The sequence below is a fragment of the Halalkalibacillus halophilus DSM 18494 genome (genome assembly GCF_000423105.1).
Taxonomy (GTDB): Bacteria; Bacillota; Bacilli; order Bacillales; family Alkalibacillaceae; genus Halalkalibacillus; species Halalkalibacillus halophilus.
In genome coordinates this window covers 77,238-100,982 of the sequence record NZ_AUHI01000005.1, presented here as the reverse complement: position 1 = coordinate 100,982, position 23,745 = coordinate 77,238, and the positions used below count along the sequence as shown (strand labels likewise).

General features: G+C 35.5%; 27 protein-coding genes and 1 riboswitch. Of the genes, 26 read left to right on the top strand and 1 reads right to left on the bottom strand.

Going from position 1 to position 23,745, the window contains the following annotated elements:
- Positions 1-4: 4 nt before the first annotated feature.
- The 24 genes from rpsU (at position 5) to guaA (ending at position 20,324) form a co-directional block, all read left to right on the top strand.
- The gene (gene rpsU, locus G532_RS0103085) at positions 5-178 is read left to right on the top strand and encodes a 30S ribosomal protein S21 (protein WP_027963475.1); all 174 of its coding nucleotides are present in this window, start codon (positions 5-7) and stop codon (positions 176-178) included.
- 23 nt (positions 179-201) lie between these two features.
- Positions 202-648 (top strand): GatB/YqeY domain-containing protein, encoded by a 447-nt coding sequence (locus tag G532_RS0103080; RefSeq protein ID WP_027963474.1) that lies wholly within the window; start codon positions 202-204, stop codon positions 646-648.
- Positions 649-914: 266 nt separating this feature from the next.
- Positions 915-2,246 carry an NfeD family protein gene (locus G532_RS0103075; protein ID WP_027963473.1) on the top strand — a complete coding sequence of 444 codons (1,332 nt, stop codon included), beginning with the start codon at positions 915-917 and terminating at the stop codon, positions 2,244-2,246.
- A gap of 24 nt (positions 2,247-2,270) precedes the next feature.
- Complete coding sequence (floA, locus tag G532_RS0103070; RefSeq protein WP_027963472.1) at positions 2,271-3,272, top strand: flotillin-like protein FloA; 1,002 nt, start codon at positions 2,271-2,273, stop codon at positions 3,270-3,272.
- 27 nt (positions 3,273-3,299) lie between these two features.
- A complete protein-coding gene (locus G532_RS0103065) occupies positions 3,300-3,770 on the top strand; it encodes a hypothetical protein (RefSeq protein ID WP_027963471.1) in 471 nt (156 codons plus the stop codon).
- 80 nt (positions 3,771-3,850) lie between these two features.
- Positions 3,851-4,126 (top strand): sporulation protein YqfC, encoded by a 276-nt coding sequence (yqfC, locus tag G532_RS0103060; RefSeq protein WP_035512463.1) that lies wholly within the window; start codon positions 3,851-3,853, stop codon positions 4,124-4,126.
- A 21-nt stretch (positions 4,127-4,147) separates the two neighbouring features.
- The gene (locus G532_RS15970; RefSeq protein WP_156882521.1) at positions 4,148-4,306 is read left to right on the top strand and encodes a hypothetical protein; all 159 of its coding nucleotides are present in this window, start codon (positions 4,148-4,150) and stop codon (positions 4,304-4,306) included.
- Between the two features lie 14 nt (positions 4,307-4,320).
- On the top strand, positions 4,321-5,292 hold the full coding sequence (locus tag G532_RS0103050) for a sporulation protein YqfD (RefSeq protein WP_245570107.1): 972 nt from the start codon (positions 4,321-4,323) through the stop codon (positions 5,290-5,292).
- Positions 5,293-5,295: 3 nt separating this feature from the next.
- Entirely contained in the window at positions 5,296-6,258 is a 963-nt protein-coding gene (locus G532_RS0103045; RefSeq protein WP_027963468.1) for a PhoH family protein, read from the top strand.
- Positions 6,259-6,287: 29 nt separating this feature from the next.
- Entirely contained in the window at positions 6,288-6,746 is a 459-nt protein-coding gene (gene ybeY / locus G532_RS0103040) for an rRNA maturation RNase YbeY (protein ID WP_425402118.1), read from the top strand.
- Positions 6,736-7,095 (top strand): diacylglycerol kinase family protein, encoded by a 360-nt coding sequence (locus G532_RS0103035; RefSeq protein ID WP_027963466.1) that lies wholly within the window; start codon positions 6,736-6,738, stop codon positions 7,093-7,095. The genes ybeY and G532_RS0103035 overlap by 11 nt, the downstream gene beginning before the upstream one ends.
- Positions 7,096-7,184: 89 nt before the next feature.
- Positions 7,185-8,090 carry a GTPase Era gene (era, locus tag G532_RS0103030; RefSeq protein WP_027963465.1) on the top strand — a complete coding sequence of 302 codons (906 nt, stop codon included), beginning with the start codon at positions 7,185-7,187 and terminating at the stop codon, positions 8,088-8,090.
- A gap of 120 nt (positions 8,091-8,210) precedes the next feature.
- Positions 8,211-8,336 carry a YqzL family protein gene (locus G532_RS15780; RefSeq protein ID WP_084500513.1) on the top strand — a complete coding sequence of 42 codons (126 nt, stop codon included), beginning with the start codon at positions 8,211-8,213 and terminating at the stop codon, positions 8,334-8,336.
- Positions 8,337-8,369: 33 nt separating this feature from the next.
- Positions 8,370-9,119 carry a DNA repair protein RecO gene (recO, locus tag G532_RS0103020; protein ID WP_027963464.1) on the top strand — a complete coding sequence of 250 codons (750 nt, stop codon included), beginning with the start codon at positions 8,370-8,372 and terminating at the stop codon, positions 9,117-9,119.
- Positions 9,120-9,227: 108 nt separating this feature from the next.
- Positions 9,228-9,857, top strand: a complete 630-nt coding sequence (gene ccpN / locus G532_RS0103015) for a transcriptional regulator CcpN (RefSeq protein WP_027963463.1) — start codon at positions 9,228-9,230, stop codon at positions 9,855-9,857.
- 15 nt (positions 9,858-9,872) lie between these two features.
- Positions 9,873-10,679, top strand: a complete 807-nt coding sequence (locus G532_RS0103010; protein ID WP_027963462.1) for a pyruvate, water dikinase regulatory protein — start codon at positions 9,873-9,875, stop codon at positions 10,677-10,679.
- 314 nt (positions 10,680-10,993) lie between these two features.
- Positions 10,994-12,823 (top strand): DNA primase, encoded by a 1,830-nt coding sequence (gene dnaG / locus G532_RS0103005; protein WP_027963461.1) that lies wholly within the window; start codon positions 10,994-10,996, stop codon positions 12,821-12,823.
- A 23-nt stretch (positions 12,824-12,846) separates the two neighbouring features.
- On the top strand, positions 12,847-13,968 hold the full coding sequence (gene rpoD, locus G532_RS0103000; RefSeq protein ID WP_027963460.1) for an RNA polymerase sigma factor RpoD: 1,122 nt from the start codon (positions 12,847-12,849) through the stop codon (positions 13,966-13,968).
- A 29-nt stretch (positions 13,969-13,997) separates the two neighbouring features.
- Positions 13,998-14,537: a hypothetical protein gene (locus G532_RS0102995; RefSeq protein WP_027963459.1), complete on the top strand. Its 540-nt coding sequence runs from the start codon at positions 13,998-14,000 to the stop codon at positions 14,535-14,537.
- Between the two features lie 99 nt (positions 14,538-14,636).
- On the top strand, positions 14,637-14,993 hold the full coding sequence (locus G532_RS0102990) for a c-type cytochrome (RefSeq protein ID WP_027963458.1): 357 nt from the start codon (positions 14,637-14,639) through the stop codon (positions 14,991-14,993).
- Positions 14,994-15,126: 133 nt separating this feature from the next.
- Positions 15,127-15,825 carry a tRNA (adenine(22)-N(1))-methyltransferase gene (locus tag G532_RS0102985; RefSeq protein WP_027963457.1) on the top strand — a complete coding sequence of 233 codons (699 nt, stop codon included), beginning with the start codon at positions 15,127-15,129 and terminating at the stop codon, positions 15,823-15,825.
- The gene (locus tag G532_RS0102980) at positions 15,818-16,936 is read left to right on the top strand and encodes a Nif3-like dinuclear metal center hexameric protein (RefSeq protein ID WP_027963456.1); all 1,119 of its coding nucleotides are present in this window, start codon (positions 15,818-15,820) and stop codon (positions 16,934-16,936) included. The genes G532_RS0102985 and G532_RS0102980 overlap by 8 nt, the downstream gene beginning before the upstream one ends.
- A 105-nt stretch (positions 16,937-17,041) precedes the next feature.
- Entirely contained in the window at positions 17,042-18,505 is a 1,464-nt protein-coding gene (guaB, locus tag G532_RS0102975; RefSeq protein ID WP_027963455.1) for an IMP dehydrogenase, read from the top strand.
- Positions 18,506-18,522: 17 nt separating this feature from the next.
- Positions 18,523-18,624, top strand: a riboswitch (purine riboswitch).
- A gap of 152 nt (positions 18,625-18,776) precedes the next feature.
- The gene (gene guaA / locus G532_RS0102970) at positions 18,777-20,324 is read left to right on the top strand and encodes a glutamine-hydrolyzing GMP synthase (RefSeq protein WP_425402117.1); all 1,548 of its coding nucleotides are present in this window, start codon (positions 18,777-18,779) and stop codon (positions 20,322-20,324) included.
- 92 nt (positions 20,325-20,416) lie between these two features.
- Here guaA and G532_RS0102965 read toward each other — a convergent pair whose 3' ends face one another.
- Positions 20,417-21,376, bottom strand: coding sequence for a 4-hydroxy-3-methylbut-2-enyl diphosphate reductase (locus tag G532_RS0102965; RefSeq protein ID WP_027963453.1), 960 nt, complete (start codon positions 21,374-21,376; stop codon positions 20,417-20,419).
- 137 nt (positions 21,377-21,513) lie between these two features.
- Between G532_RS0102965 and G532_RS0102960 the strand changes: the two genes are divergently transcribed.
- Both G532_RS0102960 and G532_RS0102955 read left to right on the top strand, forming a co-directional pair.
- The gene (locus G532_RS0102960; RefSeq protein WP_027963452.1) at positions 21,514-22,839 is read left to right on the top strand and encodes a DEAD/DEAH box helicase; all 1,326 of its coding nucleotides are present in this window, start codon (positions 21,514-21,516) and stop codon (positions 22,837-22,839) included.
- A 15-nt stretch (positions 22,840-22,854) separates the two neighbouring features.
- Positions 22,855-23,745 carry a deoxyribonuclease IV gene (locus G532_RS0102955; RefSeq protein ID WP_027963451.1) on the top strand — a complete coding sequence of 297 codons (891 nt, stop codon included), beginning with the start codon at positions 22,855-22,857 and terminating at the stop codon, positions 23,743-23,745.

Genomic DNA, 23,745 nt, shown 5'->3' with positions numbered 1-23,745 from the left:
GAGCATGTCAAACGAAACTCGCGTTAGAAAAAATGAGTCTATTGAAGATGCTCTTCGACGCTTTAAACGTTCGGTTTCGAAGAACGGTACACTTAATGAGTATCGTAAACGTGAATACTATGAGAAACCTAGCGTACGTCGTAAGAAAAAATCAGAAGCTGCAAGAAAGCGTAAATAGTAACGAAGAGGGTGTATTTTTTAATGGCTTTGCTTGATCGTTTGAACGAAGATATGAAACAAGCTATGAGAAATAAAGAAAAACAAAAGCTTACTGTCATTCGTATGATCAAAGCTTCCTTACAGAATGAAGCGATTAAAAAGAAGGACGGAGAGCTTACGGAAGAAGAAGAATTACAAGTTCTTATTCGAGAAGTTAAGCAAAGAAATGACTCCCTCCAAGAGTTCAAGAGTGCTAATCGTGATGATTTAGTGACTAAAACAGAGCAGGAAATAGAGATTTTAGAAGTTTATTTACCTGCACAATTGTCGGATGAAGAATTACAACAAATAGTTGATCAAACAATTCAAGAAGTAGGCGCTACTTCTAAAGCCGATATGGGTAAAGTGATGAGTGCAGTTATGCCTAAGATTAAAGGGAAAGCTGATGGCTCTCGCGTAAACCAAATGGTTGCAAAGCAATTGCAATAAGTAAGATGAAATAAGTGTTAAGGAAACGTTTAACTTTATGTTGAAGTCAAACGAAGTACTTAACACTTATTTTTTTAATTTCGTATTTTTGAATTTGTAAGAAAATTTTCTTGTTTTCAAATGATTCTTACTTCCTTAAATCAAACTATTGTTGTACGATAGTATTATAGAGATTACTTTTCCTTACATAGATGACAACATTATAAGGTAAAAATAGATAAAAATGTTGTTTGTTAAAATTGTTTTGAATTTAAGGGGGGGATTCAATGCGAAAAGGAATTTATAGTGTACTGATTATCTTATTATCATTTATGTGGATAAATTACGGTCAAATGTCAGCAGATGAACATGAAGAAAGTGGAACAATCGTTTATTTTATACCTGTTGAAGAAGAGGTAGAAAGAGGTTTAGTTTCATTTTTGGACCGAAGTATACAAGAAGCTGAGGAAAATTTTGCTGATTTAATTGTATTTGAAATTGATACCCCAGGTGGGCGAGTGGATTCAGCAAATGAGATCGCTGGTTTATTATCTTCTACTCAAATTCCAAGTGCTGCATATGTAACTAGTCAGGCATTATCTGCAGGTTCATATATTGCACTGATGGCTGATGAAATATACATGCGTCCTGGGTCGACTATGGGAGCTTCAGGAGTGATTACCGGAGATGGGAGCGCTGCTGATGCGAAAGCTCAATCGGCTTGGATCTCTGCTATGGTAGCGGCTGCAGAAAGAAATGACCGTGATCCATTATATGCTAGAGCTATGGCTGATGATTCCATTGATATGCCGGAGTATGGGGCTGGAGAGGGCAGTTTCTTGACCTTGTCACCTCAAGAGGCAGTAGAAGTGGAATATGCAGAGGGTATAAGTGAGAATCGTGAAGCATTACTCGAAACACTAGGATATGACCAAGCAGAAATTTATGAAACATCACCTACATTTTCTGAGAACATTGCAAGATTTGTAACTAGCCCAGTAGTTATTCCTATTTTACTATCGGTTGCGAGTATTGGTTTAATTGTTGAATTGTACTCACCTGGATTTGGTATAGCAGGTATAATGGGTGCGTCCTCGCTAGTATTGTTCTTTTATGGACACTTAATAGCAGGTTTTGCAGGTTACGAATCCCTCATATTATTATTGGTTGGGCTGGTACTGATTATCTTAGAGTTCTTTATACCGAGTGGCATTTTAGGCATTATAGGTGGAGGTGCTATTCTCGGGGCTATATTACTATCTGGTGCAGATATGGGTCATATGGCACTTAGTATTGGTATATCATTAATCATGGCGATTATTATCGCGTTTATATTATTTAAGAAATTGGATACAAATAAAGGAATCTTTAGGCATTTAGTTTTATCTGATCAAACAACTACGGAATTAGGTTATGTAACTACTGTTAATAGAAATGAGCTAGTTGGAGAAGAAGGTACCGCATTAACATATTTACGGCCTTCTGGAACTGCAATATTTAATGATGAGCGATTAGACGTAGTATCTGAGGGCTCATTCATCGATCGGAATAAACCGATCAAAATTGTCAAGGTGGAAGGTTCTCGGATTGTAGTTCGAGAAATTACACATATAGATTAATATAATATTAGGAGGAATGTACAAATGGAATTAGTTGATTTATTTCCACTCATAATAGTAGCTTTACTTATTATCGGTATTGCTATTCTATTTACTTTTGTGCCTGTAATGCTATGGATTAGTGCACTAGCTGCAGGAGTTAAGATTAGTATTTTCACACTTATAGGTATGCGTTTACGTAGAGTTGTACCTAAAATGGTTATTAACCCGTTAATCAAAGCACATAAAGCAGGATTAACCGTTCAAACGAATCAGTTGGAGAGTCACTACTTAGCTGGTGGTAACGTCGACCGAGTGGTTAATGCTTTAATTGCTGCTCATCGTGCGAATATTGAACTAAGCTTCGAACGTGCGGCTGCAATTGACTTAGCAGGTCGTGACGTACTAGAAGCTGTGCAAATGAGTGTTAACCCGAAAGTAATTGAAACACCATTTATCGCTGGTGTTGCTATGGATGGTATTGAAGTTAAGGCAAAAGCTCGTATTACAGTACGTGCCAACATTGACCGACTTGTCGGTGGTGCTGGTGAAGATACAGTTATTGCTCGTGTTGGTGAGGGAATTGTATCCACAATGGGTAGTTCACAAAGCCACAAGAAAGTACTTGAAAATCCGGATATGATTTCTCAAAATGTCCTTTCAAAAGGATTAGACGCTGGTACAGCATTTGAAATCCTGTCTATTGATATCGCAGACATTGACATCGGTAAAAACATCGGTGCGATCTTACAAACTGACCAAGCTGAAGCAGATAAAAACATTGCACAGGCTAAAGCAGAGGAACGTCGTGCGATGGCTGTAGCACAAGAACAAGAAAACATTGCAAAAGTACAAGAAATGCAAGCTAAAGTTGTAGAAGCTGAAGCTGAAGTTCCAAAAGCATTAGCTGAAGCATTGCGTAATGGTAACATGGGTGTAATGGACTATGTTAACTATAAAAACGTATTAGCTGACACAGATATGCGTGAAATGATTGGTAAGTTAAGCAAGCATGAAGATGATGAAGATGACAAACATTCACGTTAAACTCCCTATAAAGGAGAGTCGATCGCTATGGGCGGTATAATTGAAATAATTTTTGGTAACATTTTTATTTTAGTTGCTATATTAGTTGGGTTACTTAGTTTATTTCAACGTGGGGAGCAAAATCGAGACGACCAGGGACCTGTGAGGAATGATCAGACGCGAGAAAGAATGGAACAGCGTAGTGAAGAAATTCAAGGGCAGGCAAAAGAAAAAGCTGAAGAAGTTGTTACTCACGGGGGAAATGAATGGTACGAGGCAATGAAAGATTCAAGAGAACGCCTTGATGAAAGTGAAGGCCAACAATTAAAGGATTCTATTCAATCTGAGGCAATTGGTGGAACGGATCTAATAAAACAAGGATCTCTATCCGAAAAGGATTTACCAAAAGTTTCCAGAATCTCTGTAGCTAAGAACATTAATAGAAAAAGAATTGTTGAAAGTGTTGTTATGAGTGAAATATTAGGTAAACCGAAATCAAAACAAAAAAAATCAGTATAAATAGCATACGAATTTAAGCCATAGGATATGAATATATCCTATGGCTTTTTTCATATATTGGGGTATAGGGAGGCTTTTTCGTGAAGACATTCAAATCAAGAATAAAAGAAATCGTTGCAAAATATAGCGAGTTACCGAGCGACTATATATTAAATTACCCTAGAATAACCATGGTAGGTTCTATACATGCATATATAGAAAATCACAAAGGACTAATTTCTTTTACGGACCAATCTGTAGTCATAGCACATCAAAATGGTAAGCTTACTGTTTTGGGAAAGGATTTAGTCATTAAGCACTTTTTAAAAGAAGAAATTGTAATTGAAGGTTCAATTGAAAGAATAAATTGGGATTAATGATTGATGGAGGGGATTCATTTGAGAAAAGGGCTATATAATAATTATATAGATCTAATGATTTATGATGGACAACCATTAGAATTAATACAAGCTTTACATACGCACAACATAAGTTTATATGATATTAAAGAACATAAAAAAACGTACTTAAAGTTACAATTAGAAAACAAGATCTAAATTTTATTAGAAAATTGAGAAAAGATTATAAATGTAAAATTAAAATTAAAAGAAATGTAAATGATAGAAAATTAAAAGTAAATCAAAAAGCAATAATAGGAAGTATATTATCTTCTATTATAGTCATATTGTTTTTCTCAAATGTGGTATGGAAAGTTTCTGTGGCAGGAGGTAGTGAAGAAGTACAATATAAAGTTAAGGGGCTTGTAGAGGAGTTCGGTCTCGAACAAGGAAATTGGATCCAGCGGGTGGAAGATATTTCTACTTTGGAAAGAGAAATAATGAACCAGATTGATACTGTTTCCTTTGTAGGGATTGAAAAGCAAGGTGTAGCTTTTCATATTACTGTAGAAGAAACATCTAGACCACCACTTATTAGTCAAGAAGATCCTACAAATATAATTGCTGGTAAAGATGGTACTATTCAAAAAATGTTAGTTACAAACGGTAAACCAGAAGTTTCTATTTATGATGTTGTATCAGAAAATGATTTGTTGGTAAGTGGTTTATTAGATGAAGAGAATGAGGTATGGGTGAAGTCTGAAGGAGAAATAATAGCAGAAGTATGGTATGAATTAAGTTTGACGATTTCACTAGCAGATTATCAATACAATAAACTATCCGACTCCAATCTTCACTACGGCCTAAATATTTTCAATCGATTTGACCTTACCCCTTTCTATAATGAGACACATGCGCTAACGATTGAAGCGAAACCAATCCGCTTTCTTCATTGGGATTTACCCCTTCAAATTATTGAGTATGTTGAAGTTGAAGAGGAAGCCCAAGAATTATCAATTGACCTGAAGAATGACCTAGAACAAATAGTGTCTACTCACTTAAAAAGAGAATTAGACCCGACGATTAAAGTGGATTCGCTAAAAGTTTTGCACGAACATAAGGACAATGATAAAGTTAGATTAGAAATGTTTGTCAAAGTATTAGAAGATATATCGATACAACAAATAATTGATCAAGGAGATTGATTTATGCAAGATAAAAAACAAACGATTGATTTACATTTAGAGGATCATGCGGATACATTGAATTTATTCGGCACAAATGATCGTCACATTAAACAAATAGAAGAGTATATTCCTGTGAGCATTATTACTCGTGGTGGACAGGTTAAAATAGAAGGAAAACCCTCTGACGTGGAATTAGTCCACGATTTATTAGGCAAAATAATGAATGTTATAAAAAAAGGTATTTCAATTACAGAGCGAGATATTATTTATGGAATTGAATTAGGTAAAACAGATAAACTAGAACAATTCGAAACCCTGTTTGAAGATGAAATTACAAAGAATCAGAATGGGAAACCAATACGTGTAAAAACCCTTGGTCAACGCGACTATGTTTCTTCTATGAAGATCAATGACCTGGTATTTGGAATTGGACCAGCAGGAACTGGTAAAACGTATTTAGCAGTAGTCATGGCTGCAAAAGCTTTAAGAAATGGTGATGTGAAACGCTTAGTCCTTACGCGTCCGGCAGTTGAAGCCGGAGAAAGTCTTGGTTTTTTACCTGGGGACTTGAAGGAAAAAGTGGATCCATATTTACGTCCGTTGTATGACGCATTGCACGATGTTATAGGTACAGAACATACCGCCCGATTATTAGAACGTGGCACAATTGAAATTGCTCCACTCGCCTATATGCGCGGAAGAACATTAGATGATGCGTTTGTGATTTTGGATGAAGCGCAAAATACTACTCCAGAACAAATTAAGATGTTTTTAACAAGACTAGGTTTCGGTTCAAAGATGGTAGTAACTGGTGATATCACTCAAATTGATTTACCTAAAGGTGTTCATTCTGGGTTGAAAGTTGCCGAAAAGAAATTGAAAAATATTAAGGGCATTTCCCTAAATTATCTTACTGGTACAGATGTTGTTAGACATCCACTTGTACAACGTATCATCGACGCTTATGAAGGTGATGAAAACTAAAGGGGGTTATATGTATGGAAATCGAATTAATGGACGAGTATGATCATCTATCTATAGAACACAAAGATCTACTTCAAAATGTTTTATCATTTGCAGCAAAAGAGGAAAAAATCGAAGACCATGCAGAATTATCACTAACGATTGTCTCTAACGAAGACATTCAACAAATAAATAAACAATATCGTGGCAAGGACCACGCTACAGATGTAATTTCTTTCGCACTTGAAGAATCTGGTGAGGATGAATTAGATATTATAGGCGATGATTTGCCTCTTATTTTAGGTGATATTATTATATCTATAGATCAAGCGAAATTACAGGCTATAGAATATCAGCACTCGATAGAAAGAGAATTAGGTTTTCTTGCTGTACATGGCTTACTTCACTTGATCGGGTATGACCATCAAACAAAAGAAGAGGAAACCGCTATGTTCCATAGACAAGACCAAATCCTTGAAGCATATGGTTTGAATAGAAATGCGACGTGATCGTATAGGTTTTAAGTATGCCTTTTCAGGTATTGCAACAGCCTTGAAGCATGAGCACAATATTAGAATACATTTTATTATTACATTTTTGACAATCTTCACTGGCATTTGGATTGGTCTTTCAGCTATAGAATGGTTATTTATACTAATTGCGATTGGTTTAGTTCTAGCATTAGAACTAGTTAATACAGTGATTGAAACTATTACGGATGTGTTATTTACGTCCACTCATGAAACAGCAAAACGAATAAAAGATATGAGTGCAGCTGCTGTTCTTATTGCTGCAACATTTGCCTCCCTAGTAGGTATTATTATATTTTTACCTAAAATAATGGATCTATTATTTTAAGACACCGTGACATTCACGGTGTTTTACTCTATTTTCACGCAATTTTATAGTACAATATACAGTAATCACAAAAGTAGGAGAATGATACAATGAATGAAGATTTCCACTCTGGATTTATAGCAATCGTTGGGCGCCCTAATGTAGGTAAATCAACGTTTATGAATCGAGTTATCGGACAGAAAATAGCAATTATGAGTGATAAACCTCAAACGACTAGGAATAAAATACAGGGCGTTTTAACAACTGAAGAAGCTCAGTATATTTTTATTGATACACCTGGAATTCATAAGCCAAAACACCGCTTAGGAGATTTCATGGTGAAGTCATCTATAGATACATTAAACGAAGTAGACATTGTATTATTCATGGTGAATGCCGATGAAGGTTTTGGAAGAGGAGATGCTTTTATTATCGAAAAGCTTCAACAAATTTCTAAACCAGTTTTATTAGTTTTAAATAAAATTGATCAAGTTCACCCTGACCAGTTATTACCTTTAATTGATACGTATAGAGAAAAGCATGATTTTACAGAAGTAATTCCAATTTCTGCATTAGAAGGTAATAATGTCGACCAATTGATGAATGTTATGAAAGATTTATTACCTGAAGGTCCGCAATATTATCCTGAAGATCAGGTTACGGATCATCCGGAAAGGTTTATCATTAGTGAACTAATCAGGGAAAAAGTTCTTCACCATACGCGAGAGGAAATCCCACACTCTATTGCAGTTGTGATTGATTCGATAAAAGCAAGAGAAAATAAAGATATGATTGACATACAAGCCACTGTAATTGTGGAAAGAAAGTCTCAAAAAGGCATTATTATTGGAAAGCAAGGTAGTATGTTAAAACAAATTGGTTCAGAAGCAAGAAAAGATATAGAGCTTCTTCTTGGTTCCGGTGTGTTTTTAGAATTATGGGTAAAAGTTCAAAAAGACTGGAGAAATCGCTCACACTATCTAAAAGATTATGGATATCGTGAAGACGATTATTAGGCCTATACTCTATCTAATTTAAAAAGTCAAATGGTAATTATTAATATTCATGTTTCAACTTAAAGGGGAAATTCTATAAGTAAAGGTTTTCAGTTTGATTAGCTGAAAGGTGGAGAAATTATGAATGAATTACCTTGGAAATGGTTCGAGAAAACAGGTGACATAGAAGCATATTTATTGGCTAAACAACTAGATGAATTAAAAGATCCAGAGGTTGAAGAGACAGAACAAGAGGAACTTTATTAATTGTTCTAGCTAAACGGAAAGCAAGGGATGCATATGTTTGAAAAAGTGCATGGTATTGTTTTAAGGACAAGGGATTATGGTGAAACAAATAAAATAGTAACGTTGTATACGAAGGAATATGGATTAATGAGTGCTGTAGCAAAAGGTGCAAAGAAGTCTCGTAGTAGAATGGCTGCCGTAACGCAGCCATTTATCTATGGGCAATATATTATGCACGTTGGGAAAGGTTTAGGTTCATTGCAGCAGGGTGAACCGATAGATAGTATGCGTGCAATTAGAGAAGATATTGTAAAAACTGCTTACGCTACATATATGAGTGAATTGTTAATGAAGTCGCTAGAAGAGAAAGAACCAATTAGTTGGGTCTTTGAAGAATTACAAGTGAGTTTAGAAAAAATTGCAGATAATCAAGAAGCTCTTGCAATTACTTGTATGTTTGAATTAAAAATGTATCGTGTCTCTGGAATATCGCCGATGATCACATCATGTGTAAACGGGCATGATAATTCTCCCATTGTCTCTTTTTCCATTGCAGAAGGTGGAGTATTGTGCCAACAATGTCGTTTTAAAGATACAACTGCAATCCCTTTAGAAGCAAATACGTACCGCGTCCTTCGCATGATGCATGATTTAAGTGTAAAACAAATTAGGGATGTTCAATTAAAACAAGAGACATTAGTAGCTATAAGGAACATACTGGAAGGTTACTATGACTGGTATGGTAGTATTCCTATTAAGTCACGAAAGTTTCTAAAACAACTCCATTTATTTGAATCAGAGTAACAATTAGTATAACTAAATTGCAAAATAGGATATTCTATATTTTCATTTTACACACAATGTTATATAATTATACTGTTGAGTATGACCTAATTAAGGTGGTGAATGACGATGGATTTAACTCACCGTCAAGAACAGATCATTGAAATAGTAAAAGGTAATGGTCCAATTACAGGTGAAAATATAGCAGAGCAACTGAGTTTAACTCGAGCAACATTGCGGCCTGATTTAGCTATTTTAACAATGGCTGGTTTTTTAGATGCGAGGCCAAGAGTAGGATATTTTTATACAGGTAAAACAGGCACGGAACTTTTAACAGATAACTTAAAGAAATTAAAAGTACGTAATTATCATTCTGTACCAGTGGTAGTTAATGACCAAGCAAATGCTTATGATGCAATTACGACGATGTTTTTAGAAGATGTCGGGACCTTGTTTGTTGTAGATAAACAAGCATCTTTGGTAGGTGTTCTTTCTAGGAAGGATTTATTAAGAACAAGTATTGGACAACAGGATTTAACTGACGTACCAGTACATATTATAATGACAAGATTACCTAAAATTAAATACTGTGAGAAGGATGATCTTCTGATTGACGCAGCGATTAAATTAATCGAGAATCAAATCGATGCTTTGCCTGTCGTAAGTCAAGATAAACAGTCTTTTGAAGTAGTGGGTAGGTTAACAAAAACAAATGTGACGAAAGCATTTGTGGAATTAGTTAAAAATGATCATGTTTAAAGGGGGAGTCATACAGTGAGCCCAAGTACATTTTATATTATTTCTGATTCTGTAGGTGAAACCGCGGAATTAATGACAAAGGCTGCATTAAGCCAGTTTAAAAACTCAGAAATAAGAATACAAAGAATTCCGTACGTCGATGATGTTGCAACAATAAAGGAAACGGTTTTAACGGCTAAAGAAACGAATGGAATGATTGCATACACATTAGTGAAGCCTGAGTTACGTAAATATATAAGTGAGTTATCACATGAACATGAAGTTGTAGCATTAGATTTTCTAGGTCCTTTACTAACAGAGCTGGAAAACCATATCGGTGAAGCTCCTGTACTTCAACCAGGGTTAGTTCATAAACTAGATGAAGATTATTATAAGAGAATAGAAGCGATTGAGTTTGCGGTTAAGTATGATGATGGTAGAGATGCTAAAGGGATTTTAAAGGCTGACCTAGTCCTTTTAGGAGTTTCTAGAACTTCGAAAACACCTTTATCACAATTTTTAGCGCACAAAAAATTAAAAGTTGCAAATGTGCCCTTGGTCCCAGAAGTCGAACCGCCTGAAGAGCTGTTTCAAGTAAGACCTGAAAAATGTATTGGTTTAAGCATAAGTGCAGAGAAATTAAATCATATTCGAACGGAAAGATTAAAATCATTAGGGTTAGATGGATCTGCAAATTATGCAACGGAGAACAGAATTCAAGAGGAAATAGATTACTTCAATAAAGTTGTGGATAAAATTGGCTGCCGCACAGTAGATGTATCAACCAAAGCTGTAGAGGAAACAGCTAATGCGATCTTAGATGAAATTAAAACAACCTATTGAGGCTTGGCAATTGCCTAGTCTCTTTTTTATGTAAATAAGTATATAAAATAGTGCACTAACTTAAGTAAATAGTGGAATTTTTTCTTGAAATTAAATAATAGAAGATAAAGAATTTGTGTGAACTGTTTTCATTCTACGAGGATTTAAGGTATAATTTTATTTTGTGATACAAGACAAAAGGTTACATAATTCAACATATAATTCTTTTATTTTATGCCTAGCTCTTCGTTTAACTTTAACTTTCGAAAAAAGTTGTCGATTAATGCAGGGATTATTTAATTTTTATCGAATAAATTATAGACATGGTGATGTGTATGCAACAAAAAATTCCTGATGAAATTATTGATCAAATAGTTTCACAGCATGATATTGTCGATGTTGTAGGCAATCATGTAAAGCTAACGAAAAAAGGTAGAAATTACTTTGGATTGTGTCCCTTTCATGGGGAAGACACTCCTTCTTTTTCTGTTGCCCCTGATAAACAAATATTTCATTGCTTTGGATGCGGAAAAGGCGGTAATGCCGTTAAATTCATTATGGAATATGAATCGATTTCTTTTGTAGCAGCTGTTAAAAAGTTAGCTGACGAACAAGGTATTGAAATACCATCCGAATATGTAAAAACTGCCGAAAGTAACCTTACTCATGCAGACCAACAATCAATAGAAGCTAATCAATGGGCTTCAAAGTTATTTCATCATGTCCTTAAAAATACAAGCGATGGAAGTAATGCAATCGAGTATCTTTCGAATAGAGGATTTGATTCCTCTGTTATTGAAACATTTCAACTTGGCTATTCTCCACCTAAAGATCAATTTCTTACAACTTTCCTCGAAAAGAAGGGTTTTGTCTTACAAGAGCTTGCTGATGTGGGTTTAATCAGCACCAGGAATGGGAATAGCTTTTTTGACCGGTTTAAGGGTCGTATCATGTTTCCAATTCATAATCATCAAGGGAAAATTGTAGGCTTCGGTGGAAGGGGAATTGATTCAGAAACAGAGCCAAAGTATTTAAACAGCCCTGAATCAAAGCTTTTCCAAAAAGGAAAGCTGTTATACAATTTTCACCAATCAAGAAAGCATGCCCAGAAGTTAAATGAAATAGTTCTTTTAGAAGGTTATGCAGATGTGATTAAAGTTCATCAAGCTGGTGTATATCACACTGTCGCCACCTTAGGGACAAGCTTGTCGAGTTATCAAGCCAATCTTCTGAAACGATATGTGGATCGTGTTAAAATTTGTTTCGATGGAGATCAAGCTGGTCAAAATGCTAGTTACAAAACTGCGCAATTGCTCCATAAAATGGGGCTGAATGTTTTAGTAGCGACTATTCCTGATAATTTAGACCCAGATGACTATATTGATCAATTTGGATCTGAAAAGTTCAAGAATAAAGTAATTGATCAAGCCCAAACTTATACAGCATTTATGCTGCAATATGAAAAGAAACAATACAATCTACAGGTGGATCATGAGCGTTTAACCTATATTGAGCGAGCATTAGATTTAATTTCAGAAGTGGACCAAGGTGTAGAAAGAGACTTTTATCTTAGAGAACTAGCTGAATCGTTTGAACTATATAGGGAAACATTAGAAAAAGAGATAGATGAACGTCGAAGAATAAAGCGACCTCAATATGAAAATGCTAAACGTGTTACGAACAACCAGAATTCGGGTAAACAAAGTAATGATAAGGGAAAAATATATTTGGCATATCAAAATGCAGAGAGATATCTTTTGGCCCATATGTTACAAGATCAGTTTTTATCCGATACAGTTCAGAAGCGAATAGGTTCAAAATTCAATATGCAACAACATCAAGTATTAGTTACTTACCTATATGCATATTATGAGGAAGGTAATGAACCTAATGTGAGTAAGCTGATGGAGCGCTTACCAGATGATGAATTAAAAAACTTGGTTGCTGAGTTATCTTTAATTTCAATTAATGATTCTCTTGATCAAGATGAATTAGAGGATTATTTATTTGCAATCTCGAAAGAGTCCAATATAGATAATGAAATTCGTGAACTTGAAAGAATGATGAAACAAGCTGAAAAAGAAAAAGATCCAAAATCAGCCGCAAGAATAGGTATGAAAATTTTGGAATTGAGAAAGAAAAGTAATAAATCCAAGCTACGGTAGATGGTTTGGAAGGAGGGGTTTCCATGGCAGATAAGCCGATTGAATCAAAAGCAACAGAACAAGACCAGGAACTAACATTAGAACAAGCAAAAGAACAGTTATTAGAAATGGGTAAAAAGCGAGGAGTCCTCGTTTATGAAGAAATAGCTGACAAACTCGGCCAGTTCGAGTTAGATTCTGATCAAATGGATGAATTTTATGAGTCTATGGCTGAGCAAGGTGTGGACATTATTGGGGAAAATGATGATCCAAACATGCAAAAAATTGCCAAAGAAGAAGAATTCGATTTATCAGATTTAAGTGTACCTCCTGGAGTTAAAATTAATGATCCAGTGCGTATGTATCTTAAAGAAATTGGAAGAGTTGACTTATTAACAGCCGAAGATGAAATCAGCTTAGCAACTCGAATTGAAGAAGGAGACGAAGAGGCAAAACGTCGTCTGTCTGAGGCCAATTTACGTTTGGTTGTAAGTATAGCTAAGCGTTACGTTGGTCGAGGTATGTTATTCCTGGATTTAATTCAAGAAGGTAATATGGGCTTAATTAAAGCTGTTGAAAAATTTGATTACCGCAAAGGGTTTAAGTTTAGTACGTATGCGACATGGTGGATCCGACAAGCTATCACTAGAGCGATTGCAGACCAAGCAAGAACGATTCGTATTCCTGTTCATATGGTGGAGACAATTAATAAACTTATCCGTGTTCAGCGCCAGCTTTTACAAGACCTTGGTCGTGAACCGACACCTGAAGAGATTGCAGAAGAAATGGACCTAACTCCAGATAAAGTTAGGGAAATACTAAAAATTGCTCAAGAACCTGTATCGTTAGAAACACCAATAGGTGAAGAAGATGATTCTCACTTAGGCGACTTTATTGAGGATCAAGAAGCAACTTCCCCTTCAGATCACGCAGCTTATGAATTATTAAAAGAACAACTTGAGGATGTTTTAGATACACTTACAGACCGTGAAGAAAATGTACTTCGTCTTCGCTTTGGTTTAGATGATGGAAGAACTCGGACCCTGGAAGAAGTAGGAAGAGTATTTGGTGTAACAAGAGAACGTATTCGCCAAATTGAAGCAAAAGCGCTTCGTAAGTTAAGACACCCAAGTCGCAGCAAACGATTAAAAGATTTCTTAGAATAATTTGAATAGGTTGTTCATAGGGGGATATCATGAACCATGAACGAAATAAAATTATTATCGATGAAATAAAACATTGGAAACAGTCAAGACTATTGCCAAGTGAGTATTGTGATTTTTTATTAGCTTTATACACATTTGGTGAAGGGGAGGAGGAAGAGGTACCAAAAAATAAGAAAAAGTGGAAAAACACTCTTTTCTTTTTGGATCTCTCCTTACTCTTATTATTATTACCAGCTATTTTCTTAATTAGTTTTTGGTTTAATGATCAACTTATCATTCAGCTAGTGACATTTCTTATTAGCTTAGCAATTATCCTAGCACATATTATTTATTATAAGAATAAAAACAGCATATACATCCATGTTCCAATCGTAGTTTTCTGTTTGGTATTTTTGATTAGCACTATTTCCGTCACAGATATACTAATTGGCCAAGGGTTGGCATTAAATTTAATAATTCTTTTTCATTGTTTAGGATGGATCATAGGTGGTTATTTTGCTAAATATTATTATTTAATCGCTTCTGGTATAATAGGAATTGTATTAATTCTATTTTTCATGTTCATATAAAATATTCACAATTTTGCCCTTTCCGTAGCGGCGATTTTCGAGTAAAATAAATATAGCTTTAATTGGCTACATAGAGTCGGATCAAAGGAGGTTTCATTTATGACTAAAAACCCAATTGTACCTTTCGCATTAATAGCAACTTTAGGAATTATTGCTATGATTGTAATGGGAGGCGTAGGCTTATCCCAAATGGATGTCGCAGAAGATGGAGAATCTACTGAAGAAGAAGGTTCAATGGAACCCGAAGCCATTTTCGAAAATAACTGTATGAGCTGTCATGGTGGAGATTTAGAAGGTGGGACAGGTCCTGCCCTAACGGATGTAGGCAGTGACTACGATATGGAAGGTCTAGTTGATGTTATTGCAAATGGTGTAGAAGGTAGTTCATTAATGACTGGGGACTATGCTAATGATGAAGAAGCAGAAGTTCTTGCAGAATGGTTAATGGATCAATAACCCAAAATATATTCAGAAACACGCTTGAGAACATACTACAAGCTGTTTCTGAATTTTTTTTGCTATATAGACTCTACACTAATTATTTTGGTGGGTATTCATGTTAAACTTAAGAAAAAGAGGATAGAAAATAATGAGCCAAGAATTATCTTTAAGACTAACTAAAGTGAAAAATTTTATACCAAAAGATTGTAAAGTTATAGCAGACATCGGATCAGATCATGCGTATCTTCCCTCAATGTTCTGTTTAGAAAACCCTAATGCTCAAGCGATAGCAGGCGAAATAAATGAGGGCCCCTTATTAGCAGCTAAAAATCATGTGGAGAACTTCCATTTAAGTCATCGTATCGATTGTAGGTTAGGTAGTGGATTAGAAGTTTTAAAAGTGAATGAAGCGGAGTGTATCGTTATCGCAGGAATGGGAGGTAAATTAATTACCACCATTTTAAATGAAGGTATTGAGAAGATATCAAATGCGAAAAGGTTGATATTGCAACCCAATATAGATGCAGCTTCCATTAGACAATTTGCAATTAATCATCATTTTCAAATTGTAGAAGAAGAGATTTTTAATGAAGATGGATATATATATGAAATTATCGTATTAGAGCCTTCTTTGAGTCAGGTTGTATTGACGAACAAAGAAATTTACTTGGGCCCTCAATTGTTAAAAGAAAAAAATTCAGCTTTTCAACAAAAGTGGAAGCGTGTTGCAGAAAACAAACGTAGAATTATTGATCAAATGCAGCAAGCACAATCTCCAGATAATGAAAAAATCAATAAATTTAAGCAGCATTTATATTGGATTGAGGAGGAACTAATACATGGCTGATTTAACAGTAAAAGATGTAATAAAGCATGTGGAAGAACTGGCTCCTAAGAATTTAGCATTCGACGGAGATCCGATTGGGTTACATGTAGGGAGTATGAATCAAAAGGTATCTAAAGTGATGGTTACATTAGATGCACTCGAGGATGTTGTTGATGAAGCTGTTGAGAATAATGTAGATTTAATTATTGCTCATCACCCTTTACTATTCAAACCATTAAAATCGATAAATTTGAATACAGAAAAAGGCAGGATTATAGCTAAACTTATAAAAAATGATATTTCTGTTTATGCAGCTCACACAAATTTAGATATTGCTACAGATGGTGTGAATGATATGCTCATGGATCAGCTCGGGTTAGACATCCAGGGAGTCGTAGTAGAAACAGAAAAAGAATCTCTTGTTAAATTGGTTGTATATGTGCCAAGTAGTCATCAAGATGAAGTTAGAAACGCAATTTCAGAAGCTGGAGCCGGTCACATCGGAGATTATAGTCATTGTACTTTTAATACATTAGGGGAAGGAACGTTTAAACCTTTAGAAGGAACCAACCCTCATATTGGAGAACAGAATCAATTAGAAAAAGTGGAAGAATATAGAATGGAAACCATTATGCCGGCAAATATAATAACCGAAGTAGTCTCCGCTGCTAAAGCAGCCCATCCTTATGAAGAGATGGCTTATGATTTGTATCCTCTCGAATTAACAGGGGCATCGAAAGGTTTAGGAAGAATCGGAAAACTAAGGGAACCAATGAATTTAGATGATTTTTCATCTTATTGCAAAACAGCTTTTGGCATTGCAGCCATTCGATTTGTTGGGGATGCAGATAAACAAATATCCACAGTTGCCATGATTGGTGGAAGTGGTGGTAAGTTCATCAATCAAGCAAAAATCAGTGGTGCGGATGTCCTGATTACAGGTGATATAGACTACCATACAGCTCACGATGCAAAGGGATTAGGACTTACTATGATTGATCCTGGACATCATATAGAACAAGTGATGAAAACAGCTTTAACTAGAATTTTAGAGAATAAAATTAATTCTGAAGAAAAAGTAATAGATATTATTGTTTCAACAATTAATACGGACCCATTTTCTTTCATTTAATTTTCTAAAATAATTTGAATATTTGTATTTATTGGAGTTCAGTTGACAGCCAAGCATGCCATTGATAATCTACTAATAATATTTAGGGAAGGGGATTGATTATTTGTGTGGGAAAATAAGTTTAATAAAGAAGGGTTAACCTTTGATGATGTCTTGCTGATGCCAGCAGAATCGAATGTTCTGCCGCGAAATGTAGATTTGTCTGTTCAATTAACAGATAAAATCAAGTTGAATATTCCGATGATTAGTTCGGGTATGGATACGGTAACAGAAGCTGAAATGGCAATAGCTATGGCGCGACAAGGAGGCCTAGGTGTAATTCACAAAAATATGTCTGTAGAAGACCAAGCTGATCAGGTAGATAAAGTAAAGCGGTCAGAAAGAGGAGTAATTACGAATCCTTTTTATTTAACACCTGAACATCAGGTTTTTGATGCAGAGTATTTGATGGGTAAATATAGAATTTCTGGAGTGCCGATTGTTAACAATGAAACTGATAAGAAATTAACAGGTATTATTACGAATCGTGATTTGCGATTTATAGAAGACTATTCTATTTCAATTAATGATGTGATGACAAAAGAAAACTTAGTAACTGCACCAGTAGGAACTAGTTTGGATCAAGCAAGTGAGATTCTACAAAAACATAGAATTGAAAAACTTCCTTTAACAGATGCTGAAGGGAAATTAAAAGGCCTTATCACAATTAAAGATATAGAAAAAGAAGTAGAGTTCCCTAACTCAGCGACAGATGAACATGGGAGATTATTAGTTGCAGCTGCAATCGGTGTTTCTGGAGATACGGATTTACGAGCTCAAAAGTTATTTGAAGCAGGTGTTGATGCTTTCGTAATTGACACAGCTCATGGTCATTCTCAAGGAGTTTTAGATACCATTGCTAATCTACGTAACCAGTACAAGGATATTACAATTATCGCTGGTAATGTTGCTACGCCAGAAGGTACAAAAGCTTTAATCGAAGTCGGAACTGATATAGTTAAAGTTGGAATTGGTCCTGGTTCAATCTGCACAACAAGAGTCGTTTCAGGTGTAGGTGTTCCTCAAATTACAGCCGTTTATGATTGTGCTACAGAAGCGAGAAAACACAATATTCCCGTTATAGCTGATGGCGGTATTAAATATTCTGGTGATATTGTAAAAGCGCTAGCCGCTGGTGGACATGTTGTCATGTTAGGTAGTATGTTAGCTGGAACTACGGAAAGCCCGGGAGATACAGAAATTTACCAAGGTAGACGTTATAAAACGTATCGTGGCATGGGATCTGTTGCTTCTATGGAAAAAGGAAGTAAGGATCGCTATTTTCAAGAGGAAAATAAAAAGTTTGTCCCTGAAGGAATTGAAGGGCGTGTACACTATAAAGGTGATGTTGCTGACACGATATACCAAATGACTGGAGGATTAAGATCCGGTATGGGATATTGTGGAACACCAAACTTACAATTTCTTAGAGAAGAAGCTACTTTTATAAAAAACACAGGTGCTGGCTTAAGAGAAAGTCATCCACATGATGTACAAATTACAAAGGAAGCACCAAACTATTCTTTATAAACAAAATATAATATTCAATCCCTATAAATGATTAACTTCATATATGCTTTCGAATATGGCGAAAGCGTCTCTACTGAGTTACCTTAAATGACTCAACTATGAAGGTAGTATTGATGTACAATTCTGCCTTCTCCCACTAGGTAGATTTGTACATTTTTTATAAGGAAAATGTATTTCTATCTATTACGCGTATATAGGTGATGAAGAGACACTTGAGCTTTTTTTGTACTCTATTAATCGTGTTAATCATTGGGAACGTAATAATAAAGAGGTGAATAGCTTGCAGGAAATTAAAGAGCGAATCATAGTTCTTGACTATGGTAGCCAATATAATCAATTAATAACTAGAAGGATAAGAGAGTTTGGGGTGTTTAGTGAATTACACTCTAACAAGATAACTGCAGAGGAATTAAAGGAGTTAAATCCAAATGGAATTATATTATCTGGAGGACCAGGTAGTGTGTATGATGAAAATGCTCCTAAAATCGACCCTGAAATCTTTGAATTAGATATTCCGATCTTAGGCATCTGTTATGGCATGCAAATTATGGCGAAGGAACTAGGCGGTAAAGTAGAAAAGGCAAATCATCGTGAATATGGAAAAGCTACGATTGATGTTGTTGACCACGCAAGATTGTTTCAAACATTACCAAATGAGCAAACGGTTTGGATGAGCCATGGAGACTTAGTTCTTCAGCCACCAACTAATTTCACAGTAGATGCAACAAACCCTTCCTGTCCTATAGCTGCATTCAGTAATAGTGAGCGTCAATTTTATGGGGTCCAGTTTCATCCAGAAGTAAAAAATTCGATATATGGAAATGACTTGTTGAAGAATTTTGCTTTTGATATTTGTAACTGTTCTGGCAATTGGACGATGGAAAACTTTATTGAGATGCAAGTAGAAAAAATTCGTGAAGAAGTGAAAGACCGTAAAGTATTATGCGCTTTGAGTGGAGGAGTAGATTCGTCCGTTGTTGCGGTGTTACTGCATGAAGCCATTGGAGATCAGTTAACTTGTATCTTTGTTGATCATGGTCTATTAAGAAAAGATGAAGCGGATCAAGTGATGAAAATGTTCCGAGAAGGTTTCCAAATCAATGTTATTAAAGTAGATGCTCAAGACCGGTTTTTAGATAAACTAAAAGGGATCTCAGACCCTGAAGAAAAAAGAAAACGTATTGGAAATGAATTTATTTATGTATTTGATGATGAAGCAGCTAAATTAACGGAAGTGGATTATTTAGCACAAGGAACGCTCTATACAGATATCATTGAAAGTGGTACAGATACGGCTGAAACGATCAAATCTCACCATAATGTTGGTGGATTACCAGAGCATATGGAATTTCAACTAATCGAACCTTTAAACACGTTATTTAAAGATGAAGTGAGAAAATTAGGAGAAGAACTTGGTATTCCTGAACATATTGTTTGGAGACAACCTTTTCCAGGTCCAGGCTTAGCAATCAGAGTGCTAGGAGAATTAACAGAAGAAAAATTAGAGATTGTACGCGAGTCGGATGCAATTCTAAGAGAAGAAGTTCAATTGAATCATTTAGAACGAGAGATTTGGCAATACTTCACCGTTCTACCTGGTATTCAAAGTGTTGGTGTGCAAGGTGACAAACGAACATATGATCATACCATTGCGATCCGCGCTGTTACTTCCGTAGATGGTATGACTTCCGACTGGGCAAGAATCCCTTGGGAAGTATTGGAGAAAATTTCAAACCGAATCGTCAATGAAGTAAGTCATGTGAACCGAGTGGTTTATGATATTACTAGTAAGCCGCCATCCACGATTGAGTGGGAGTAAATAATACGCAGTTTTTGTATACATTAAAAAACCTCCGCACGGGTCCAAATTAATTCATTTTGGATTCGGTCGGAGGTTATTTTTATACGTAATTAGACGCGTTTCTTAGGTTTTACTTTTGGTAAGATCTTATTATTCGTAACCTTACTTTCAGCTTGCCACTTTTCATTTGTGTCAGGTTCATACGCTTCTATAAATCGGATTACTTCTTTTGTAATTGGAGTTGGTGTTGATGCGCCCGCAGTAATTGCGATGGTTGAACATCCTTCTAACCATTCTTGTTTTATTTCAGAAACATCTGCAATACGGTATGCATTGGTTCCTGCCTTTTGAATAGAAACTTGCGCTAAACGGTTTGAGTTATTACTTTTAGGATCTCCTACAACTAAAGTTAAGTCAGCGTCTACAGCTTGTTCAGCGACAGCTTCCTGTCTAACTTGTGTTGCCATACAAATTTCTTGCACCATATCTGTTTGTGGATATTTTTCTTGCACAGCAAGCATAATATCGTAGACATCCCATTGACTCATCGTTGTTTGATTGGTTACAACAACTTTCGCATCTTCTTTAAGATTAAGAAGTTCCACATCTTCTTCTGTTTGAATTAAGTGAACATGGTCAGGTGCGACACCAACAGCTCCTTCTGGCTCAGGATGTCCCTTTTTACCGATATAGACAATTTCAAAGCCTTCACTGACTTTTTCACGAATTAAATCATGGGTTCTAGTAACATCTGGACAAGTGGCATCTAATACTGTAAGACCCTTGTCTTCTGCTACTTTCTTCACTTCTGGAGAAACACCATGAGCTGTGAAGATTACGGTTCCCTCATTAATGTCTTTCAGTAATTGATCACGTGTTTGATCTTTACCATCCAATGTAATGACACCTTCATCTTCGAAAGCTTGAGTGACGTGACTATTGTGAACGATCATTCCTAATATATAAATTGGTCGTGGTAAATTTGGATCTTTTGCAGCATTACTTGCAATGACCATCGCGTCAACCACTCCATAACAATATCCCCTTGGTGCTATTTTAATGACTTCCATGTAAACATGGCCCCCTCATAAATACATCTCTACTTGTCATTATAATGGTTATTTGATACTTTGACAAAATCTTTCTATATGTAGCATTTATATACCTTCTGTTTTATAATTAAGGATGGTAGAAAAGGAGAATGATTATGAATAAACGCTATTTCCAATCGTTTCAACTAAGTGAAGAGATGTTAAATACAATAGATGAATTAAAATTTAAGCATCCTACAGAAATACAGCACAAAGTAATTCCTCAAGTTTTAAAGGGTAAAAATATTATTGGACAATCTCAGACTGGCTCTGGTAAAACACATGCCTTTTTAATTCCATTGATTGAAAACCTTCACTTAGAAAATCAAGAAATTCAAAAAATTATTATTGCACCAACACGTGAACTTGCTGTGCAAATTCACGAAGAAGTGAAAAAAATGCAAGCCCTATCAAAAGTGGAGAAGAAATGGACTTCCAAGTTAGTAATCGGGGGTACGGATAAACAACGATTACAGCAAAAGCTACAAACTCCTCCGCATATAATTGTAGGTACACCAGGTAGAATTTTGGACTATATGAAAGAAGGAACGATTAATCCTTCTAATGTGACAAGTGTAGTGATTGATGAGGCAGATCTATTAATTGATTTAGGCTTAATGGATGAAGTAGATCAATTATTGTATCGTATGCACAATGATGTACAAACATTAGTGTTTTCTGCAACTATTCCAACAGGATTACAGACATTTTTAACGAAATATATGCATAACCCGTCTCATATTCAAATCGATGAAGATATTCTTAGTCCTGAGCAATTAGAGCACCGTTTAGTTCCATTACGTCATCGGGAGCGTGCAGACTTAATTGTTAAAGCTTCTAAATTAATAAATCCTTATATTGCACTTGTATTTGTTAATAAAAAGGAAAGTGCAGACACATTAGCTGGTGAGTTGTTAGATCGTGGATTAGAAGTGGGTATTATTCATGGTGGACTTAAACCACGTGAAAGAAAACGGAAGTTAAAAGATATACGTAGTCTAAGATATCAATATATTGTAGCTACCGATTTAGCTGCAAGAGGTATTGATATCCCAGGTGTTAGCCATGTGTTCAATGCTGAGTTTCCTAAAGAAGGAGAAGCATATATTCACCGGGTTGGTAGAACTGCTCGTGCTGGATTAGAGGGAACTGCCGTAAGCTTGTATGAAGAAGATGATTTGCCAGTTATTGCGAAACTGGAAGAACGAGGCATTACATTTGATAATTATGATATTAAAGGGAACGAGTGGAAAGAAGTTAAGGAATGGAATGAACGAAAGAAACGTAAGAAAGAATCCAATGAAACAGATCAAGAAGCATGGAGCAAGGTCAAACGTAGAAAAAAAGTTAAACCAGGCTATAAAAAGAAAATGAAATATGAAAAAGATCAAATTCATAAAAAGATGAAAAGACAGCAGTTTCGAAAAGGGAAGAAAAAGTAAAAGGGGGAGTTTAACATGATATTAGGTTCTCACGTATCCATGAGTGGAAAGAAAATGCTTTTACATTCAAGTGAAGAAGCGGCATCTTATAATGCGAATACATTTATGATATACACCGGTGCTCCACAAAATACTCGCAGAAAACCAATTGAAGAATTAAATATTCCAGCTGGTAGAGAGCATATGGCTGAAAATGGTATTGAACATGTAATTATACACGCGCCTTATATAATCAATATAGGAAACACTCAAAAACCTGAGACATTTCAATTGGGAGTCGACTTTCTCCAATCTGAAATGGAAAGAACAGTCGCGATTGGCGCGAAACAAATTGTTCTTCATCCAGGTGCGCATGTTGGGGCTGGAGCAGAAGCGGGAATACAACAAATTATCAAAGGACTAAATGAAGTATTAGAAAAAGATTTAGATGTTCAAATTGCTCTGGAAACAATGGCTGGAAAAGGATCCGAGTGTGGAAGAAGCTTTGAGGAACTGGCAAAAATTATAGACGGTGTTACAAACAACGATCGTCTATCTGTTTGTTTTGATACTTGCCACGTTCATGATGCAGGGTATGATATCGTCAATAATTTTGATAATGTATTAAAAGAATTCGATTCTATTATCGGTTTAGACCGCTTAAAAGTATTGCACATTAATGATAGTAAAAATGAGCGAGGAGCTCAAAAAGACCGTCATGAGAACATCGGATTTGGACATATTGGTTTCGATGCTATTCATAATATTGTACATCACCCAGACTTGATGCATATTCCAAAAATTCTAGAAACGCCATATGTAGGCACGGATAAAAAAGATAAGAAGCCGCCTTATAAATTTGAAATTGAAATGTTAAAAGGCGACAACTTTGATGAGAAGTTAAAAGATAAAATTTATAATCAATAG

Coding starts and splice junctions, on each gene's coding strand:
- rpsU (WP_027963475.1), top strand. CDS start 5: ATGTCAAACGAAACTCGCGTTAGAAAAAATGAGTCTATTGAAGATGCT.
- G532_RS0103080 (WP_027963474.1), top strand. CDS start 202: ATGGCTTTGCTTGATCGTTTGAACGAAGATATGAAACAAGCTATGAGA.
- G532_RS0103075 (WP_027963473.1), top strand. CDS start 915: ATGCGAAAAGGAATTTATAGTGTACTGATTATCTTATTATCATTTATG.
- floA (WP_027963472.1), top strand. CDS start 2,271: ATGGAATTAGTTGATTTATTTCCACTCATAATAGTAGCTTTACTTATT.
- G532_RS0103065 (WP_027963471.1), top strand. CDS start 3,300: ATGGGCGGTATAATTGAAATAATTTTTGGTAACATTTTTATTTTAGTT.
- G532_RS0103045 (WP_027963468.1), top strand. CDS start 5,296: ATGCAAGATAAAAAACAAACGATTGATTTACATTTAGAGGATCATGCG.
- ybeY (WP_425402118.1), top strand. CDS start 6,288: ATGGACGAGTATGATCATCTATCTATAGAACACAAAGATCTACTTCAA.
- G532_RS0103035 (WP_027963466.1), top strand. CDS start 6,736: ATGCGACGTGATCGTATAGGTTTTAAGTATGCCTTTTCAGGTATTGCA.
- era (WP_027963465.1), top strand. CDS start 7,185: ATGAATGAAGATTTCCACTCTGGATTTATAGCAATCGTTGGGCGCCCT.
- G532_RS15780 (WP_084500513.1), top strand. CDS start 8,211: ATGAATGAATTACCTTGGAAATGGTTCGAGAAAACAGGTGACATAGAA.
- recO (WP_027963464.1), top strand. CDS start 8,370: ATGTTTGAAAAAGTGCATGGTATTGTTTTAAGGACAAGGGATTATGGT.
- ccpN (WP_027963463.1), top strand. CDS start 9,228: ATGGATTTAACTCACCGTCAAGAACAGATCATTGAAATAGTAAAAGGT.
- dnaG (WP_027963461.1), top strand. CDS start 10,994: ATGCAACAAAAAATTCCTGATGAAATTATTGATCAAATAGTTTCACAG.
- rpoD (WP_027963460.1), top strand. CDS start 12,847: ATGGCAGATAAGCCGATTGAATCAAAAGCAACAGAACAAGACCAGGAA.
- G532_RS0102995 (WP_027963459.1), top strand. CDS start 13,998: ATGAACCATGAACGAAATAAAATTATTATCGATGAAATAAAACATTGG.
- G532_RS0102990 (WP_027963458.1), top strand. CDS start 14,637: ATGACTAAAAACCCAATTGTACCTTTCGCATTAATAGCAACTTTAGGA.
- G532_RS0102985 (WP_027963457.1), top strand. CDS start 15,127: ATGAGCCAAGAATTATCTTTAAGACTAACTAAAGTGAAAAATTTTATA.
- G532_RS0102980 (WP_027963456.1), top strand. CDS start 15,818: ATGGCTGATTTAACAGTAAAAGATGTAATAAAGCATGTGGAAGAACTG.
- G532_RS0102965 (WP_027963453.1), bottom strand. CDS start 21,376: ATGGAAGTCATTAAAATAGCACCAAGGGGATATTGTTATGGAGTGGTT.
- G532_RS0102960 (WP_027963452.1), top strand. CDS start 21,514: ATGAATAAACGCTATTTCCAATCGTTTCAACTAAGTGAAGAGATGTTA.
- G532_RS0102955 (WP_027963451.1), top strand. CDS start 22,855: ATGATATTAGGTTCTCACGTATCCATGAGTGGAAAGAAAATGCTTTTA.